At 63.3% G+C, this 15680-nt stretch carries 19 protein-coding genes; 12 read left to right on the top strand and 7 right to left on the bottom strand.

Features of this window, described 5'->3' with window-relative positions:
• The first annotated feature begins 38 nt into the window (after positions 1-38).
• On the top strand, positions 39-1574 hold the full coding sequence (locus AAXE93_RS08925) for a phytoene desaturase family protein (protein ID WP_390130072.1): 1536 nt from the start codon (positions 39-41) through the stop codon (positions 1572-1574).
• Positions 1575-1617: 43 nt separating this feature from the next.
• Complete coding sequence (locus AAXE93_RS08920) at positions 1618-1818, top strand: hypothetical protein (protein ID WP_114988545.1); 201 nt, start codon at positions 1618-1620, stop codon at positions 1816-1818.
• Here AAXE93_RS08920 and AAXE93_RS08915 read toward each other — a convergent pair.
• A complete protein-coding gene (locus AAXE93_RS08915) occupies positions 1804-2271 on the bottom strand; it encodes a WbuC family cupin fold metalloprotein (protein ID WP_390130070.1) in 468 nt (155 codons plus the stop codon). The two genes, AAXE93_RS08920 and AAXE93_RS08915, sit on opposite strands and share 15 nt — an antisense overlap.
• Before the next feature lie 326 nt (positions 2272-2597).
• Here AAXE93_RS08915 and AAXE93_RS08910 point away from each other — a divergent pair, with 326 nt between their 5' ends.
• Genes AAXE93_RS08910 through AAXE93_RS08900 form a run of 3 tightly spaced genes read left to right on the top strand, consistent with a single transcriptional unit; the run spans position 2598 to position 4808 of the window.
• A complete protein-coding gene (locus AAXE93_RS08910; protein WP_390130068.1) occupies positions 2598-3128 on the top strand; it encodes a PucC family protein in 531 nt (176 codons plus the stop codon).
• On the top strand, positions 3103-3276 hold the full coding sequence (locus AAXE93_RS08905; protein ID WP_390130065.1) for a hypothetical protein: 174 nt from the start codon (positions 3103-3105) through the stop codon (positions 3274-3276). Before AAXE93_RS08910 ends, AAXE93_RS08905 begins: the two co-directional genes overlap by 26 nt.
• Before the next feature lie 53 nt (positions 3277-3329).
• Positions 3330-4808 (top strand): FAD-binding domain-containing protein, encoded by a 1479-nt coding sequence (locus AAXE93_RS08900; protein ID WP_390130063.1) that lies wholly within the window; start codon positions 3330-3332, stop codon positions 4806-4808.
• Here the strand turns inward: AAXE93_RS08900 and AAXE93_RS08895 are convergent.
• Genes AAXE93_RS08895 through pyrH form a run of 3 tightly spaced genes read right to left on the bottom strand, consistent with a single transcriptional unit; the run spans position 4805 to position 7250 of the window.
• Positions 4805-5917 (bottom strand): NAD(P)/FAD-dependent oxidoreductase, encoded by a 1113-nt coding sequence (locus tag AAXE93_RS08895; protein ID WP_390130061.1) that lies wholly within the window; start codon positions 5915-5917, stop codon positions 4805-4807. The two genes, AAXE93_RS08900 and AAXE93_RS08895, sit on opposite strands and share 4 nt — an antisense overlap.
• A 29-nt stretch (positions 5918-5946) precedes the next feature.
• Positions 5947-6495 (bottom strand): ribosome recycling factor, encoded by a 549-nt coding sequence (gene frr, locus AAXE93_RS08890; RefSeq protein ID WP_115008676.1) that lies wholly within the window; start codon positions 6493-6495, stop codon positions 5947-5949.
• A gap of 41 nt (positions 6496-6536) precedes the next feature.
• Positions 6537-7250: a UMP kinase gene (pyrH, locus tag AAXE93_RS08885; RefSeq protein WP_115008677.1), complete on the bottom strand. Its 714-nt coding sequence runs from the start codon at positions 7248-7250 to the stop codon at positions 6537-6539.
• Positions 7251-7333: 83 nt separating this feature from the next.
• Between pyrH and AAXE93_RS08880 the strand changes: the two genes are divergently transcribed.
• Entirely contained in the window at positions 7334-7528 is a 195-nt protein-coding gene (locus AAXE93_RS08880) for a hypothetical protein (protein ID WP_114988539.1), read from the top strand.
• 18 nt (positions 7529-7546) lie between these two features.
• Here the strand turns inward: AAXE93_RS08880 and cobO are convergent, their stop codons facing one another.
• From cobO to AAXE93_RS08865, 3 genes are read right to left on the bottom strand one after another with little or no spacing between them, the layout of a single operon-like run.
• Positions 7547-8212, bottom strand: coding sequence for a cob(I)yrinic acid a,c-diamide adenosyltransferase (gene cobO, locus AAXE93_RS08875; protein ID WP_186541976.1), 666 nt, complete (start codon positions 8210-8212; stop codon positions 7547-7549).
• Between the two features lie 20 nt (positions 8213-8232).
• Positions 8233-8865: a class I SAM-dependent methyltransferase gene (locus AAXE93_RS08870; protein WP_390130057.1), complete on the bottom strand. Its 633-nt coding sequence runs from the start codon at positions 8863-8865 to the stop codon at positions 8233-8235.
• A 33-nt stretch (positions 8866-8898) separates the two neighbouring features.
• Positions 8899-10053 (bottom strand): site-specific integrase, encoded by a 1155-nt coding sequence (locus AAXE93_RS08865; protein WP_390130054.1) that lies wholly within the window; start codon positions 10051-10053, stop codon positions 8899-8901.
• A gap of 72 nt (positions 10054-10125) precedes the next feature.
• Between AAXE93_RS08865 and hemH the strand changes: the two genes are divergently transcribed.
• The 6 genes from hemH to AAXE93_RS08835 are packed head-to-tail and all read left to right on the top strand — an operon-like array spanning position 10126 to position 15680.
• A complete protein-coding gene (gene hemH, locus AAXE93_RS08860; protein WP_390130052.1) occupies positions 10126-11301 on the top strand; it encodes a ferrochelatase in 1176 nt (391 codons plus the stop codon).
• Between the two features lie 56 nt (positions 11302-11357).
• On the top strand, positions 11358-13145 hold the full coding sequence (gene ilvB / locus AAXE93_RS08855; RefSeq protein WP_390130049.1) for a biosynthetic-type acetolactate synthase large subunit: 1788 nt from the start codon (positions 11358-11360) through the stop codon (positions 13143-13145).
• The gene (locus AAXE93_RS08850) at positions 13142-13489 is read left to right on the top strand and encodes a nuclease (protein WP_390130047.1); all 348 of its coding nucleotides are present in this window, start codon (positions 13142-13144) and stop codon (positions 13487-13489) included. The genes ilvB and AAXE93_RS08850 overlap by 4 nt, the downstream gene beginning before the upstream one ends.
• Positions 13482-13718 carry a GIVxVP protein gene (locus AAXE93_RS08845; protein ID WP_390130045.1) on the top strand — a complete coding sequence of 79 codons (237 nt, stop codon included), beginning with the start codon at positions 13482-13484 and terminating at the stop codon, positions 13716-13718. Before AAXE93_RS08850 ends, AAXE93_RS08845 begins: the two co-directional genes overlap by 8 nt.
• A 47-nt stretch (positions 13719-13765) precedes the next feature.
• Positions 13766-13996, top strand: coding sequence for a hypothetical protein (locus tag AAXE93_RS08840; protein ID WP_390130042.1), 231 nt, complete (start codon positions 13766-13768; stop codon positions 13994-13996).
• Between the two features lie 22 nt (positions 13997-14018).
• Positions 14019-15680, top strand: coding sequence for an NAD(P)/FAD-dependent oxidoreductase (locus AAXE93_RS08835; RefSeq protein WP_390130040.1), 1662 nt, complete (start codon positions 14019-14021; stop codon positions 15678-15680).

The raw sequence follows: 15680 nt of genomic DNA, 5'->3' as shown, positions 1-15680 counted from the left end.
GCGCCAATGACCACAATGATGACGCGGATGCTGAGCGGATGATCAGAAGCGACGTCGACGTTCTGGTGATCGGCAGCGGCATCGGTGGGCTCTGTGCCGCAGGTTTGTGTGCCCGCGCCGGCCGTGAGGTGCTGGTGCTGGAAGCCCATCACCAAGCCGGTGGAGCCGCCCATGGCTTTCAACGCCAGGGGTATCACTTCGAATCCGGTCCATCCCTCTGGAGTGGCCTGGGGCGTTGGCCCAGCAGCAATCCCCTGGCCCAGGTGCTGCGCGCGCTTGGGCAGAGCGTGGAGGTGATTCCCTATCGCAGCTGGGATGTGCTGTTGCCAGAAGGGGATCTACGCATCGCCGTTGGGCACGACGATTTTGAGGCTGTGGTGCGCAGCCTGCGAGGCCCTGAGGTGGCCGCCGAATGGCGCTGCTTTGTGGAGGCGCTCCAGCCGATTGCTGCCGCTGCCGATGCTTTGCCCTTGCTGGCTTTGCGGCCTGGGGTGGATGGCATGGCGCAGCTGCTGAAGCGCGGCGGACGCCTGTTGCCGCACCTTGCCGCGATGCGTCACCTCTCCGGTTCCTTTGGCCCCCTGGTGGATCGTCACCTCAGCGATCCCTTCCTGCGCCATTGGGTGGATCTGCTCTCCTTTCTGATCAGCGGCATGCCGATGGGAGACACCAACGCTGCAGCCATGGCGACGCTGTTCGGCGAGTGGTTTGAGCCGGATGCCCATCTTGACTACCCCGTTGGCGGCAGTGCTGCGGTGGTTGAGGCCCTGGTGCGTGGCCTGGAGGCCCATGGCGGCAGCCTGCACACCGGCATGGCGGTGCAACAGCTGCGGGTCGAGGGGGACCGCGTTGTCGGTGTGACCCTGGCCGATGGAACGCAGATCGCGGCGCGGCAGGTGATCTGCAATGCCGACATCTGGTCCACCCTTGGTCTGCTGCCGGAGTCCGTGGCGCCGAAGTGGCAGCGTCAGCGTCAGGCCACGCCGGCCTGCAACGGCTTCCTGCATCTGCATCTGGGCTTTGATGCCACGGGGCTGGAGGATCTGCCGATCCACACCGTCTGGGTCGACGACTGGGAGCGTGGGATCGACGCCGAGCGCAATGCTGTGGTGTTGTCGATTCCGTCGGTGTTGGATTCCTCGATGGCGCCGGCCGGTCGCCATGTGCTGCATGCCTACACCCCAGCCAGCGAACCATGGGAGCTCTGGGCTGATCTGGAGCGCGACAGTGCGGCGTATCAGCAGAGAAAACAGGAGCGATGCGCTGTGTTCTGGCGGGTGCTCGAACGCCGTATTCCCGACATCCGCGAGCGCTGCGAGCTGGTCATGGAGGGAACACCTCTGACCCACAGCCATTTCCTCAATGTGCATCAAGGCAGCTATGGCCCTGCGCTTTCAGCGGCTGAAGGCCTCTTCCCTGGCGTGACGACGCCCCTGGCCAATTTCTGGCTTTGTGGTGCCAGCACCTTCCCCGGGATCGGCATCCCCCCCGTTGCTGCAAGTGGTGCCATGGCGGCCCATGCCGTCCTCGGCCGGGAGACCCAAAACAGTCTGCTGCGGGAGCTGGAGCTTTGAAGCAGCCGCGTCATAACCTCGTCCTGGAACGCCGACGCAGTTCATGACTTCCAACGCCCGGATCGATTCGCTGCAGCTGATGCTCACGGATCTGCGCATGCGCAACGAGCCGATCCGCCATAAAGCTGCGTTTCGTGGTTGCCAGCCGGAATTTCAGGCGTTGGTGAGTCGTTTGATCGAGCAACTGGAAGGCGAACTGCTGGATGAGAAGCAGCGCTCCCGTGAAGCTTCACGTCAGGCCTGATCCTGAAAGAAGGTCGCGCCACTGCGACTCTTGCCTGGCGGCCTCCGTTGTGCCCTCCTGGGGGAAGCCGTTGAGAAAGTCCTTGTCTTGAGCGGGCTGGTAGGGCCCCTGTTTCAGCTCGAAAATCACGCTGTCGGCCTCCAGGGCCACCAGGGTGTGGAACTGATCTTCTGCAATCTCGATGCCGTGGGTGGGCCCCTTGGCGCTGACATGGAGCTGCTGCTGGATCTCGCCCTCACTGTTGAACAGCAGCAGTCCGATGGCGCCCTGCAGCACCAGAAAACATTCGAAGCCTGTGCTGGAACCGTTGCGCTGGTGGCGGTGGGGCCGCACATAGGTGCCTGGCTGTAGCACGTTGAGGAAGCGCTGAACCGAATCCTGTTCCCGGTGGAAATTGTGGTTCAGGCGCAGGCGGGGATGCTGCCGAGCCTCAGCGGCAACCTGCGCGAACAAATCACGATCGATTTTTTTGATGTCCAGTGATACTTGCCTCAGGGTTTTAAATTCTGCCTCGGGCTCGCTGACTCTTGGTCTGCGTTTGGGGCTGTTCCAGCTCAGCCTGGGGATTCTCGGCGTCCTGATCCTGGGACTGCTGAATCGTCTGTTGATTCAAGACATCCAGGTCCCGGCGGTGCTGGCTGGTTTGGAGCGTCTGTCGCTGGTGACGCCGCTGCTGCTGCTGGGGCTTGGGGTGGTCTCGGTCTTTGGAGTGGAGCGCCGCACCACAGGCTTGATGCTGACTGCCGGGCCGGCCCCCCCCCCCCGATGTCCCTCAGCGGTTGGCTTTGCCCCAGTTGTTGTTTCAACTGCGCACCATCCCCCAGGCTGGCCGCTTCCTCGGGGTGCTGTGCCTGTTCACCTTCAGCATGTTCCTCAACGATGCGGTGCTTGAGCCCTACGGCGCGGCCGTCTTTGGCATGAGTGTCTGTGCCACCACATCGCTGAATGTGTTAATTGCCCTGGCCTTCTTTGCTGGTCTGGGTCTGAGTGGGTTCTGGTTGATTGAGCGTGCCTGCAACATCAGAACGGCCCGGGTGGGTGCGGTGCTGGCTGCTTTGGCTTTGCTGTTGATGCTTTGGGCCGGTTCTGGGCAGTCCATCCCCCTGTTGCGGACTGCCGTTGGTTTGTTCGGCCTGTCACTGGGGGTGTGCATGAATGCCTGCCTCACCTTGATGTTCAGCTTTGTGCAGCCCGGCTGCACCGGCTTTCTGCTTGGTGTTTGGGGGGGCGGGCTATGCCTATTCCTGCGGCCTGGCCACCATCAGTGGAGGCGGTCTGCTCACCTTGCTCACAGCCTGGAACGAAGGTGATTTGTTTGCTGCCTATGGCGGCGTGTTCGGCCTGCAGATGGTTTGTTTCCTCGCTGCCGCGTTGATGACGCGCCGTTTGGATGTGGTGGGTTTCCGCAACACGGTGAAAACCCGTTTTGCTGATGTCATGGAAATAGCATTCGATTGAAGCTTGGCTGGAGCTCCGTATCCACTAGAACCGGGTCCTTTCCATTGCAGTGAATGGCAGCGCTGCAGATCGTCTGGTTCAAGCGTGATCTGCGCATCGTTGATCACCAGCCCTTGGAGGCTGCTGTGGAGCGGGGTTTGGTGCTGCCGCTGTATGTGGTGGAGCCGGAGTTGTGGCAGCAGCCCGATGCCTCCGAGCGGCAGTGGATGTTTTGCCGGGAGTCGCTACTGGAGTTGCGCCAGGCCCTAGCGGATCGGGGCCAACCCTTGGTGGTGCGCGCTGGGGATGTGGTGCAGATGCTGGAACGGGCTCGTCGTCAGTTCGGCATTGATGGGCTGTGGAGCCATGAGGAAACCGGCAATGGCTGGACGTACCAGCGCGACAAACGCGTTGGCGCCTGGGCCCGTCGGCACGGCATCGCTTGGACGGAAATCCCGCAGTTCGGGGTGACGCGCCGGATGCGCAGCCGCAATGGCTGGGCCAAACGCTGGGAGGTTCAGATGACGGAGCCCATCACACCCGAGCCGGCCGCGTTGCAATCGCTGAAGGGCATTGATCCCGGCGTGATCCCCGAGCGCCCCTGTTCAGACCTGCTCTCGGATGCATGTCCGCAGCGTCAGATCGGTGGGCGGTCGATCGGCCTGGAGGAGTTGAACGACTTTTTGCAGCACCGCGCCCCGCGCTATCAACGGTCGATGTCGAGCCCCAACACCGCGTTCACCGGTTGTTCGCGCCTGTCGGCTTATCTCACCTGGGGTTGTCTCTCGATGCGGGAAGTGCTGCAGACCAGCCGCACCCACAGCGGCCGCGGCGTCAGCAGCTTTGAATCACGGCTGCACTGGCATTGCCATTTCATTCAGAAGCTGGAGGATCAGCCGGCGATTGAATTCAGCGATTTCCATCCGTTTATGCGCGGCATTCGCGCAGCCGACGCCGAGCGCTTGAGGGCCTGGAGCGAAGGTCGCACTGGTATCCCCTTTGTGGATGCCTGCATGCGCGCCTTGCGGGCCCATGGCTGGATCAACTTCCGCATGCGGGCGATGTTGATGTCGTTTGCCAGCTACAACCTCTGGCTGCCCTGGAGAGACAGTGGCCTGCATCTGGCCCGTCAGTTTGTGGATTACGAACCGGGGATTCACTGGAGCCAGTGCCAGATGCAGTCGGGCAGCACCTCGATCAACACGATTCGGATTTACAACCCGATCAAGCAGGGGATGGACCACGACCCTCAGGGGCTGTTCATCCGTCAGTGGTGCCCTGAACTCAAGGATGTACCCACCATTCACATCCATGAGCCCTGGATGCTGGGTGGTGGCATGCCACCACCGATCGTTGATGTCACCGCGTCGATGCAGGATGCCAAAGATCGCATCTGGGAGATTCGCCGATCGGCCGGTTTTGATCGCCATGCCGATGCGATTCAGCGCAAGCATGGCTCCCGCAAGGCGGGGTTGAAGCCAACAACGGCTCGCCGCCGGCGCAAACCACAGCAGCCCGACAATGGCAGCCAGCAGCTCAGCCTCGGTCTTTAGTTGCGCTGTAGAAGCAGCCGCTTGATCACCCGTTGGGCGATGTCGCCATAGCCCATCTCCCCGGAGAGGATCTGAGCAATGCGCCGTGGTGCGGTGGGCCGCTTGATCCCCAGCTGATACCCCACACCGGGGAAGCGATAAAACACCTGGGCAATGCGCCGGCCCCAGGCCATCGACTCACCCCAGCGCTCCCGCATGCTGCGGCTGTAGCCCCGCAGATCCTTGCTGTCACCCTTGAGCCAAAAACTCAGATGTTGAGCGGCTTCGCAGCCACTCATCAGGGCAGGGCGTAGCCCTTCCGCCAAAAAGGGGTCGCAAAGCGATGCCGCATCCCCCACCACCACAATGCCGTTGCCATCAAGACGGTGATGGCCGTTCCACACCCGCAGTTGGCCGCGCTGACGGATGCCTGCATCGGCGGCGAAACCCAGATCCGGCAACAGCTGAGCCAGCACCTGCTCCGGGTCGGCGTCCTGCTTGCCGATGAAACTGCCCACACCGATGTTCACACCACCTGCTAGGGGAAAGGCCCAGGCGAAGCCCTGTTTCACCAGGCCGAATTCAAAACGGGTGGTGCCATTGCTGAGGTTGCCTTGACCCTCGAGCCGCACCGACATGGTGGTGGCCATCTGGGGTTGTTTTGCTCCCAGGCCGAGCCGTTGGGGCCAAGGGGATCCCGAACCGTCGGCGATCACCACGGCTCTCCCCTTCCAATGGCGTCCGTCGGTTGCCGTGACGTGCCACACGTCTCCATGGCGCCGGATGTCATTGACTTCAACGCCCGTAAGGCGTTCAGCTCCCTCCTGAATGGCCTGGTCTGAAAGCAGCTGATCCAGCGTTTCGCGGCGCACAATCCAGAACGGTGCATCCCCTGGCAACTCGGCCACCACCGGATCCTCTAGGCACCAACTGAAATCCACCTGATCGATCACCTGCTCCACCGCTGGCTTCAATGAAAAGGGGAACCACTGCTGAACTGAGGCCGCCATGCCTCCTCCACAGGGTTTGATCCGCGGCTCGGCGTCGCGCTCCAGCGTCAGAACGTCATGGCCTGCTAATGCGAGATGAACTGCCGCGGCACCGCCAGCAGCCCCGGACCCGACGATCATGACGTCGTGGGTCCGATCTGATTCGTTGCTCACACCTTGAGGATGTCGGCCTCCTTGGTGGCCAGGTGCTGTTCCAGTTCGGCGATGAATTTGTCTAGTGTTTTCTGAACGCCGTCCTGCTCGTCGCGGCTCTGGTCTTCGGAGAACTCGCCTTCCTTTTCCTGCTTCTTAATCTTGTCGATCGCGTCGCGGCGCAGGTTGCGCAGGGCCACCTTGCCTTCTTCGGCGTACTTCGAGGCCAGCTTGCAGAACTCCTTGCGGCGCTCCTCGGTGAGGGGCGGCACGTTGATGCGGATGATCTTGCCGTCGTTGTTGGGTGTAAAGCCCAGCTCACTCATCGCGATGGCCTTCTCGATCGAGGCCAGGGCGCTGATGTCGAACGGTTGGATCTGGATGGTCTGGGAGTCCGGGGTCGACAGGGTGGCCAGCGACTTCAGCGGTGTGTCAGCGCCGTAGTACTCCACGCTGATGCGATCCAGCAGGGAGGAATTGGCCCGGCCGGTACGGATCGTGTTGAAGTTGCGCTGGGTGGCCTCCACCGACTTGCGCATGCTGGCTTCGAGGTCCTGGGTCGACATGGTTGCTGAGGGAAGAGGCGTGCGAACTGGGTTGGCTTTGTTTAGGAGGGGTCGCCGATGCGGGACCCGATCGGTTCCCCGGCCACGGCTCTGCCGATGTTGCCAGGTTCAAACAGGTTGAAGACAACAATCGGGATGTTGTTGTCTTTGCAGAGGGCGATGGCGGTGCTGTCCATCACGCCCAGCTCGCCGCTGAGCACGTCTTGATAGCTGAGCTGCGCGTGCTTCACCGCGTCGGCGTGCTTGGCAGGGTCTTTGTCGTAGACCCCATCCACCTTGGTGGCTTTGAACACCACATCGGCATTGATTTCGGCGGCCCTCAGGGCCGCGGTGGTGTCGGTGGTGAAGAACGGGTTGCCGCAACCGGCGCCGAACACCACCACCCGGTTTTTCTCCAGATGCCGGATCGCCTTGCGACGGATGTACGGCTCCGCTACTTCCTGCATGGCGATGGCGGTCTGCACCCGGGTGGGAACACCGGCCCTCTCGAGCCCGTCCTGGAGGGTGATGGCGTTCATCACCGTGGCCAACATGCCGACGTAGTCGGCTGTGGCTCTCTCCATGCCCGCTGCAGATCCTTTCAGCCCGCGGAAGATGTTGCCGCCGCCCACGACTATCGCCAGCTGGGTGCCATTGGCGACCACCTTGGCCACATCGGAAGCAATCGACTGAACAATGGCGGGATCGATGCCATAGCCCTGAGATCCCATCAGAGCTTCGCCGCTGAGTTTCAGCAGGACGCGTGTGTAGGTCATCTACGGTCCAGATCCTTTCGACAGTAGCAAGCACTGGCACAAGCCTCTGATCGCCGCTTGGATGGGGAAACCGCGGCTGTTTGATGCCAGAGACCGATGCCACCCAAAGTGGTGTGATGGCCCGTCTCACGCTTTCAGCTCTGGAGCGGGCCAGTCAGGATCCCGACTGCTGGCGTGAACCGGTGGTGCATCGCGCTCTGTTGGTGAGTGGGCTTTCGGTGCTTACCGCTGCCACCCGTCATCTTCAGGATGATCTCGAGGCGGCTGAAGCGGCCTGAGGTCGGCAGGTTCAACCTCTAAAACTCGATGCCTGCCTGGGCCTTCACCCCCTGTTCGCGGAAAGGGTGGTGCACCAGGGTCATCTCCGTCACCAGATCGGCCCGCTCCACAAGCTCGGCTGGTGCACCTCGGCCGGTCACCGCCACGTGGGTGAGCTCCGGTCGCTCGTTCAATCCGGCGATCACCGTATGGGCCTCGATGTAGCCCAGTTTCAAGGCCACGTTCAGTTCGTCGAGCAGCACCAATTTCACGCTGGCATCGCGCAGATATCCCAGGGCCGTCTGCCAGGCCGCCTCCACCAGTTGCTGATCCCGCTCTCGGTTCTGGGTTTCCCAGGTGAAGCCTTCCCCCAGGGCATGCCAACTCACCTGATCACCGAAGGCCTGCAGTGCCCGTGCTTCGCCGGGCTCCCAGCCTCCCTTGATGAATTGAACAATCGCCACCCGCTCGCCATGGCCAAGGGTGCGCAGCACCAGCCCAAGCCCGGCGGTGGTTTTTCCCTTGCCCTGGCCGGTGAACACCAGCACCAGCCCCTTCTCCTTATTTCGTTCCTCCACCCGTTGCTTCTGCACCTGCTGGCGCCGCTCCATCCGTTTGCGGTAACCGGCATCGTCGGTTTCTGGGGCGAGCTTGCCCCCCATGCCCAGTTCCGCGGCGGATTGATCGAGGTCGTTCGTGCTCATGGGGTGAGGGGGTGTTGGTTCTATCGAGGCCGAGTGGCCGTGATGCGTTGCAGGGCCCGACCCGCCAGCAGTTCCTGGCTCACGCTGCTGAACCCGAGTTGCTCCAGCTCGGTAGGGAGGTCGTCCTCCAGCATGGCGGTGGCGGTGTCGGTTTCAAACAGGGCACAAAACAGTTGCTGGGGAAGCTTCAGCCAAGGTCCGGCTGGATGCAGATCCACAAGCACCAACCAGCCGCCCGGTTCCAGCAGCCGCAGGGCACTGCGCAGCACCCGTTCCCGATCGCTGCGGGGAAATTCGTGCAGGGCCACGCTCAGCTGGATGGCGCTGAAGCTGGCATCGGCCAGGGGTGGATCTTCGGCCAGCCCTTCCACCCGCTCCAGGCTGGGGTGGCGTTGGGCGGCCAAATCCAGGGCGTGGGGGGAGACATCGAGCCCCGTCACGGCGTATCCCGCCGCCAGCCAGGGGGCCGCTGCTTCGCCACTGCCGCAGCAGAGATCCAACACCGACGCTCCGGGCTTGAGATGGGGCTGCACCGCCTCGAGCCCGAGGCCCCGCAGGCGCTCCACCCCGCCAACACTCAGCGACGACACCGCCGTGACCGTGTCGTAAATCCAGCGGTAGCGGTAGGCCAGCGGCCTCAGGAATGAGGTCATCGTTGAAGTGAAAATCAAGTAGACAGGGTGTTGTCAGGCTGGTTGCCGGGCCAGGGCTGCATCCACCGCCTGCTGCTGATCACGCCGGGTGATCCAGTGGTGATAGGTGCGGGTGTGGATCGTCACCGAGTGGCCCATCATCCTGGCGGCGACGGTGTCTGGCAGGCCGACATGAATGGTGCGCACCGCCCAGGCGTGGCGCAGGTCGTAGGGGGTAATCGGCAGGTCGTAGCGGCGGAACTGCTCACTCACCCGCCGTCCCACCTGCTGCAGGGTGGTGCGCCGCAGATCGGTCTGGATGGCTGGCAGAGCGGCCGGATTCTCCGCCAGCTCCTGTAACCCGAAGTGCTCGACCCAGTCGGGGTGGAACGGCCAACTCTGGTGCTCACCGGTTTTGGTGGTGGGCAGCACCCGCAGCACCTGATCTCCGCCCGGTGCCAGGGAGGAGCAATCGCAGAAGAACACCTCGTGGTTTCGCAGGCCGTAGGTGGCCATCAGGGCAAAGGCCAGGCGCCACTGTGGATTGGGGATGCGGCCTGCGGCCTCGAGGATCTGCGGATCGGTGGGCAGCTGGCGAAACCGGGCCCGGTGCAGGCCATAGCCGCCGGCCTCCTGGCGCCAGTCCTCCGGCAAGGGCATCTCCAGGTGCTTGGCCAGGGCGGCCAGGGCTGTGGCGCATTGCTGCCGGCTGCGGCTGCCGTCGTCGTAACTGGTCAGCGTCTGCATCAGCAGCGCTGGCTCCAGCGGCTGATCACCGCACTGACGCGCCAGTCGCCGGAGGTAGGGCAAGTAGGCACTGGTCCAGGTGGTGCGACTGCTCGCCGGTGAACGGCGTCGGCGCGGGTCGGCAAAAAAGGCTGCTTCGAAGCCCTCGATGGCGGCCTGGATTCCGATCGAACGCCCTCTGGCCGTGGCTGCAGAGGAGGAGGCCGACCAGAGCGTCCAATCAAAACTGCGCTGCTCGAGTTGCAACTGCACCAGGGCAGCGGTGCTGAGGGCCTGATTGAGTCCGGCTGCATCGGCCATCAGCCCCAGGCTGATCCGTTGCAGGCCGTTCCGGCTCGGATCTCCGCGCAAGGGCAGAGACCCTCGCAGGTTCAGCCGCCGACCCCGCTGTTCGATGCGCAGGCCTGACCCCTGTGCCGCCAGCTGCGCATTGGCGGTCTCCAGCGCACTTTTGAGCTCCATAAATGTGTCGTTGGAACCAAGGATCGCGTCCGTGGCGGCTACGCTCAACCCCCGAAAACCGTTCTGATCGGTATGTCTCGCGTCGGTGTCGTCCTGCTGAACCTGGGTGGCCCGGAGCGGATCCAGGACGTTGGCCCGTTTCTCTACAACCTGTTCGCCGATCCGGAGATCATTCGGCTTCCCAGTCCGGCGCTGCAGAAGCCGCTGGCTTGGTTGATCAGCACCCTGCGCAGTGGCAAGTCGCAGGAGGCCTATCGATCCATCGGTGGCGGATCACCGCTGCGGCGCATCACCGAGCAGCAGGCCCGTGAACTCCAGAGCTTGCTGCGCCAGCGCGGCATCGATGCCACCAGCTATGTGGCCATGCGCTACTGGCATCCGTTCACCGAATCCGCTGTGGCGGACATCAAGGCCGATGGCATGGATGAGGTGGTGGTGCTCCCCCTCTACCCTCATTTCTCGATCAGCACCAGTGGATCCAGTTTCCGTGAGCTGCAGCGCCTGCGTCAGGCGGATCCGGCCTTTGAGAAGTTGCCGATTCGCTGCATCCGCAGCTGGTTTGATCACCCGGGCTATGTGAAGGCCATGGCCGAGCTGATCGCGGCAGAGGTCCGCAACAGCGACGACCCCACGAAGGCCCACGTCTTCTTCAGTGCTCACGGTGTGCCGAAGAGCTACGTCGAAGAGGCGGGCGACCCTTATCAAAAGGAGATCGAAACCTGCACCGGTTTGATCATGAAGGAGCTGGCCGTTCAGATGGGCTACGAGAACCCCTTCACCCTGGCCTACCAAAGCCGTGTGGGTCCGGTGGAGTGGCTCAAGCCTTACACCGAGGAGGCCCTTGAGGAATTGGGGCAAGCCAAGACCAACGATCTGGTGGTGGTGCCGATCAGCTTCGTCAGCGAACACATCGAGACGCTTGAGGAAATCGACATCGAATACCGGGAGTTGGCCACAGAAGCCGGTGTGGTTAATTTCCGTCGGGTGCGTGCTCTCGACACCTATGCCCCCTTCATCGAGGGATTGGCGGATCTCGTGGCCACCAGCCTGCAGGGCCCTGAGGTGAGTCTCGATGCGGCGGCGGAGCTGCCCAACAAGGTCAAGCTCTATCCCCAGGAGAAGTGGGAATGGGGTTGGAACAACAGTTCCGAGGTCTGGAACGGCCGTCTGGCCATGGTTGGTTTTTCAGCCTTTTTGCTCGAGCTGATCAGTGGTCAAGGGCCGCTGCATGCCCTCGGCCTGCTCTGACCAAGCCAGGGGAGCTGCGGGCCCTTAACCTTGGGGGTCATTGACCCGTCGCCTCTGTGACTCTCACCTCAGCGTCTTCGGCCGTCACTGGGCAGCAGGCCGGTCACGGTGGCCAGAGAATGTCTGGGGCGACAGCCCTGATGGATGCGTTGCGGCGCCATGGCGTCGACACGATTTTCGGCTACCCCGGCGGCGCGATTCTCCCGATCTACGACGCACTCCACATCGCCGAGAGCGAGGGTTGGGTGAAGCACATCCTGGTGCGGCATGAGCAGGCCGGCACCCACGCGGCCGATGCCTACGCGCGTGCCACCGGCAAGGTGGGCGTTTGCTTCGGCACGTCGGGGCCGGGTGCCACCAATCTGGTGACCGGCATTGCCACCGCCCAGATGGACTCGGTGCCCATGGTGGTGATCACCGGTCAGGTGCCGCGTCCGGCGATTGGCACCGATGCATTCCAGGAGACCGACATCTTCGGCATCACCCTGCCGATCGTGAAACATTCCTGGGTGGTGCGCGATCCGGCTGATCTCGCCTCCATCGTTGCCCAGGCCTTCCTGATAGCAGCCAGTGGTCGTCCGGGCCCCGTGCTGATCGACATCCCGAAGGATGTTGGCCAGGAGATGTTCGATTACGTGCCGGTTGAGCCCGGATCGATTGTTCCCAAAGGCTTCCGCAAGCCTCAGCCCCCCCGGGATGAACCGATCCTCTCGGCGCTTGAGCTGATCGCCGAGGCGGAGCGTCCGCTGCTCTACGTGGGCGGTGGTGCGATCTCAGCCGGTGCTCACGACAGCCTGCGGGTGATCGCTGAGCGCTATCAGATCCCTGTCACCACCACCTTGATGGGCAAGGGTGCCTTCGATGAAAACGACCCTCTCTCGGTGGGCATGCTCGGCATGCACGGCACGGCCTATGCCAACTTCGCCGTCACCGAATGCGATCTGCTGATTGCTGTTGGCGCCCGTTTTGATGATCGGGTGACTGGAAAGCTCGACACCTTCGCCCCCCGGGCCCGGGTGATCCACTTTGAGATTGACCCGGCCGAAATCGGCAAGACCCGTCGCCCCGATGTGGCGGTGCTGGGTGATCTGGGCCTGAGCGTGGCGCGCTTGGTGGAGCTGTGCCTGCAGCAGCAGGTGCAACCCCGCACGGCCCCTTGGTTGGCGCGCATCGCCGAGTGGAAACAGACCTATCCCCTCACCGTGCCTCCTACCGAAGGCCCCCTCTTCCCCCAGGAGGTGCTGCTGGCCGTTCGCGAGCTGGCACCGAATGCCATCGTCACCACGGACGTGGGCCAGCACCAGATGTGGGCGGCCCAGTACCTGCGCAATGGGCCCCGGGGCTGGATCAGCAGTGCAGGCCTAGGCACCATGGGCTTCGGCATGCCGGCCGCCATGGGCGCCCAGGTGGCGTGCCCCGATCGTCAGGTGGTGTGCATCGCGGGTGACGCCAGCATCCTGATGAACATCCAGGAGTTGGGAACCCTGGCGGCCTATGGCCTTCCGGTGAAGGTGGTGATCGTCAATAACCACTGGCAGGGCATGGTGCGTCAGTGGCAGGAGAGCTTCTACGAGGAGCGTTATTCCGCCTCCGACATGCTCAATGGCATGCCGGACTTCGTGGCTCTCGCCCGCTCCTTCGGTGTGGACGGCGTGCACATCCGCGAGCGGGACTCGTTGAAGCGTGATCTCGAGGCGGCCCTCAAGGCCCCCGGCCCGATGTTGATCGACATCCACGTGCGTCGTGGTGAGAACTGCTATCCGATGGTTCCCCCGGGCAAAAGCAATGCTGAAATGGTGGGCCTTCCGGCTCCCATGCCGGTTCTCAACGCCCCGACCTCTTGATTCGTCTTGTCTTAATCGGCGTTCTGCTGCTGCTTTGGGCCGTGCCGGTGCAGGCAGCAGAGGTGCTTCAGGTGCGCAGCAGTTCCCTGCTGCAGGTGGGAGATCACAACCGCACTTACACCGTTGCCCTGGCCTGTTCCGCCGTTGAGGCAAGCCAAGAGGCCGAGGCCACTGCATGGCTGCGTCAGGAACTGCCGCGCCGTCGCAAGGTCAATCTGCGGCCGGTCGGCTCCAGCGAGGGGCAACTGATGGCCAGGGTGACCCCGATCGGTGCTGAGCGTGACCTCAGCACCGGCTTGATTGCAGCGGGTTTGGCCAGCAACAGCTGTGGGGTCGATGGCTGATAACCGCATTGCCCGGGGCATTGTCTTGGTGCCCTGTCTGCTGCTGGGGGGTGCCTTTCTGGCCACAGCGGCCTGGGGGCAGGGCGCCGCAGCTGAGAACCGCACCCTGGCCATCGGCATCGGTGTTGGCTTGCTGTTGGCGGGTTGGCTCTCCCAGTTGGGTGGCGGCTCAGAGGGTGAGCCTGAGACCTCTGTGACAAAACCAGACGAGTCCGACCCCTCTCCCTAATTTGCGGGGATCGGGTTGCTTCCCTCCGATCCCATGTCGAAGCCTGAGTGGCGACGTTGGCCTTGGCCGATGCAGCACCCTTGCCGTTGTCTGCTGACGGGGACATCGATGCGATGGGTTGGTTGGACCCTGATCAGAAGGAGGTCGTTCCGATTTGCCAGGCCTTTGATCAGCGTCGCCGCGGGGAGCGTCTGCGTCTGAAGGCAGTGGCCAGTGATTCCCGCTTTCGTGCTGGCCTGGCACCATCGGGCCAGGCCATGGCCGGTCTGATCGAATGAGGTCTGGGGACACGACCTCGAGATGCTGCGCCTGAGTGAACTGAAGCTGCCCCTCGACCATGGGGAGGAAGCGCTGCAGGAGGCGGTGCTCAAGCGTTTGAGGATTCCGCCGGATCGTCTTCTGGGTCAGACCCTGGTGAAGCGCAGTGTTGATGCGCGGCGTCGCGACCGGATTCAGCTGATTTACAGCGTGGATGTGCAGGTGAAGGGTGAAGCCGCCCTGTTACGGCGCATCGGCAACAAAGGCCGGGTGCGTCTGGCTCCAGACACCCGCTACCGGTCTGTGGGTCATGCCCCCGATGGCTTCCCCTTGGATGCGGCCGATCGGCCTGTGGTGGTGGGGGCAGGTCCCTGCGGTTATTTCGCTGCTCTGCTGTTGGCACAGATGGGGTTCCGACCGCTGTTGCTGGAACGGGGTCAGGCCGTGAAGCAACGCACCGCTGACACCTTTGGCTTCTGGCGGGGCACCAGCCCCTTCAACCCGGAATCCAATGCCCAATTCGGTGAGGGCGGAGCCGGCACCTTCTCCGACGGCAAGCTCTACAGCCAGGTGAGCGATCCCGAGCACTACGGCCGCAAGGTGCTGGAGGAGCTGGTGGCCTGTGGTGCCAGCGAGGAGATCCTCACGCTGCACCGCCCCCACATCGGCACCTTCAAGCTCGCCACCGTGGTGCGTGGCCTGCGGGCACGGATTGAAGCCCTAGGCGGTGAGGTTCGTTTCAACAGTCGCGTGACACGCCTTCAGCTCAGCGACAGCAGCGCTGGGAAGCCGCATCAACTCGATGGCTTGGTGCTGGCCGATGGAACGGAGATTCCCTGCCGCCATCTGGTGCTGGCTCCCGGTCATTCCGCGCGCGACTGCTTCGAAATGCTGGAGCAGATCGGTGTGCAGCTGCAGCGCAAACCGTTTTCCGTGGGTGTGCGGATTGAGCATCCGCAGCATCTGATTGACGCAGCTCGCTGGGGAGAGGCGGCGGGCCATCCGCGTCTCGGGGCCGCCGAGTACAAGCTGGTTCACCATGCTGAAAACGGCCGCTGCGTCTACAGCTTCTGCATGTGTCCCGGAGGATTTGTGGTGGGTGCCACCTCGGAGGAAGGCCGGGTGGTGACCAATGGCATGAGCCAGCACTCCCGCAACGAGCGCAACGCCAACAGCGGTTTGGTTGTGGCTCTGGACGCCGATGACCTGGCACCGTTTGAACGCTTCCCCGGGGATCCGCTGTCGGGGATTGCTCTGCAACGGGAGCTGGAGGAGCGCGCCTTCAGGCTTGGAGGGAGCAGTTACGCCGCACCGGCGCAGCGGTTGGAGGATTTCCTGGCGGCCCGTCCCTCCACCCGTCTGGGTGGCATCGCCGCGTCGTATCAGCCGGGTGTGCATCCCGCCGATCTGGATGACCTGCTCCCTGCTGCCATCGTTGAGGCCTTGCGGGAGGCGTTGCCGGCCTTTGCCCGCAAGTTGAAGGGGTATGACCATCCCGATGCGGTGCTCACCGGCGTGGAAACCCGCACGTCATCGCCCGTGCGGATCCCCAGGGATGAGGCGTTGGAATCGCTCAATGTGAAGGGGCTGGTGCCCGCGGGTGAAGGGGCGGGCTATGCCGGCGGCATCCTCTCGGCCGGAATCGATGGCATTCGAGCTGCTGAAGCCTTGGCCATTCAGATCCTGGGGAGCAAGCCTGTTTGA

Source organism: Synechococcus sp. HIMB2401, from assembly GCF_042883245.1.
In the GTDB taxonomy this organism is placed as follows: Bacteria; Cyanobacteriota; Cyanobacteriia; order PCC-6307; family Cyanobiaceae; genus Parasynechococcus.
Note: the sequence above shows the minus strand (reverse complement) of the source record. Positions and strands in the feature narration are given on the sequence as shown.

What these genes read in the sequence shown, in the direction of transcription:
- AAXE93_RS08925 (WP_390130072.1), top strand. Translation starts at nt 39, where the DNA reads ATGATCAGAAGCGACGTCGACGTTCTGGTGATCGGCAGCGGCATCGGT.
- AAXE93_RS08920 (WP_114988545.1), top strand. Translation starts at nt 1,618, where the DNA reads ATGACTTCCAACGCCCGGATCGATTCGCTGCAGCTGATGCTCACGGAT.
- AAXE93_RS08900 (WP_390130063.1), top strand. Translation starts at nt 3,330, where the DNA reads ATGGCAGCGCTGCAGATCGTCTGGTTCAAGCGTGATCTGCGCATCGTT.
- AAXE93_RS08895 (WP_390130061.1), bottom strand. Translation starts at nt 5,917, where the DNA reads ATGATCGTCGGGTCCGGGGCTGCTGGCGGTGCCGCGGCAGTTCATCTC.
- frr (WP_115008676.1), bottom strand. Translation starts at nt 6,495, where the DNA reads ATGTCGACCCAGGACCTCGAAGCCAGCATGCGCAAGTCGGTGGAGGCC.
- pyrH (WP_115008677.1), bottom strand. Translation starts at nt 7,250, where the DNA reads ATGACCTACACACGCGTCCTGCTGAAACTCAGCGGCGAAGCTCTGATG.
- AAXE93_RS08880 (WP_114988539.1), top strand. Translation starts at nt 7,334, where the DNA reads ATGCCAGAGACCGATGCCACCCAAAGTGGTGTGATGGCCCGTCTCACG.
- cobO (WP_186541976.1), bottom strand. Translation starts at nt 8,212, where the DNA reads ATGAGCACGAACGACCTCGATCAATCCGCCGCGGAACTGGGCATGGGG.
- AAXE93_RS08870 (WP_390130057.1), bottom strand. Translation starts at nt 8,865, where the DNA reads ATGACCTCATTCCTGAGGCCGCTGGCCTACCGCTACCGCTGGATTTAC.
- AAXE93_RS08865 (WP_390130054.1), bottom strand. Translation starts at nt 10,053, where the DNA reads ATGGAGCTCAAAAGTGCGCTGGAGACCGCCAATGCGCAGCTGGCGGCA.
- hemH (WP_390130052.1), top strand. Translation starts at nt 10,126, where the DNA reads ATGTCTCGCGTCGGTGTCGTCCTGCTGAACCTGGGTGGCCCGGAGCGG.
- AAXE93_RS08845 (WP_390130045.1), top strand. Translation starts at nt 13,482, where the DNA reads ATGGCTGATAACCGCATTGCCCGGGGCATTGTCTTGGTGCCCTGTCTG.
- AAXE93_RS08835 (WP_390130040.1), top strand. Translation starts at nt 14,019, where the DNA reads ATGCTGCGCCTGAGTGAACTGAAGCTGCCCCTCGACCATGGGGAGGAA.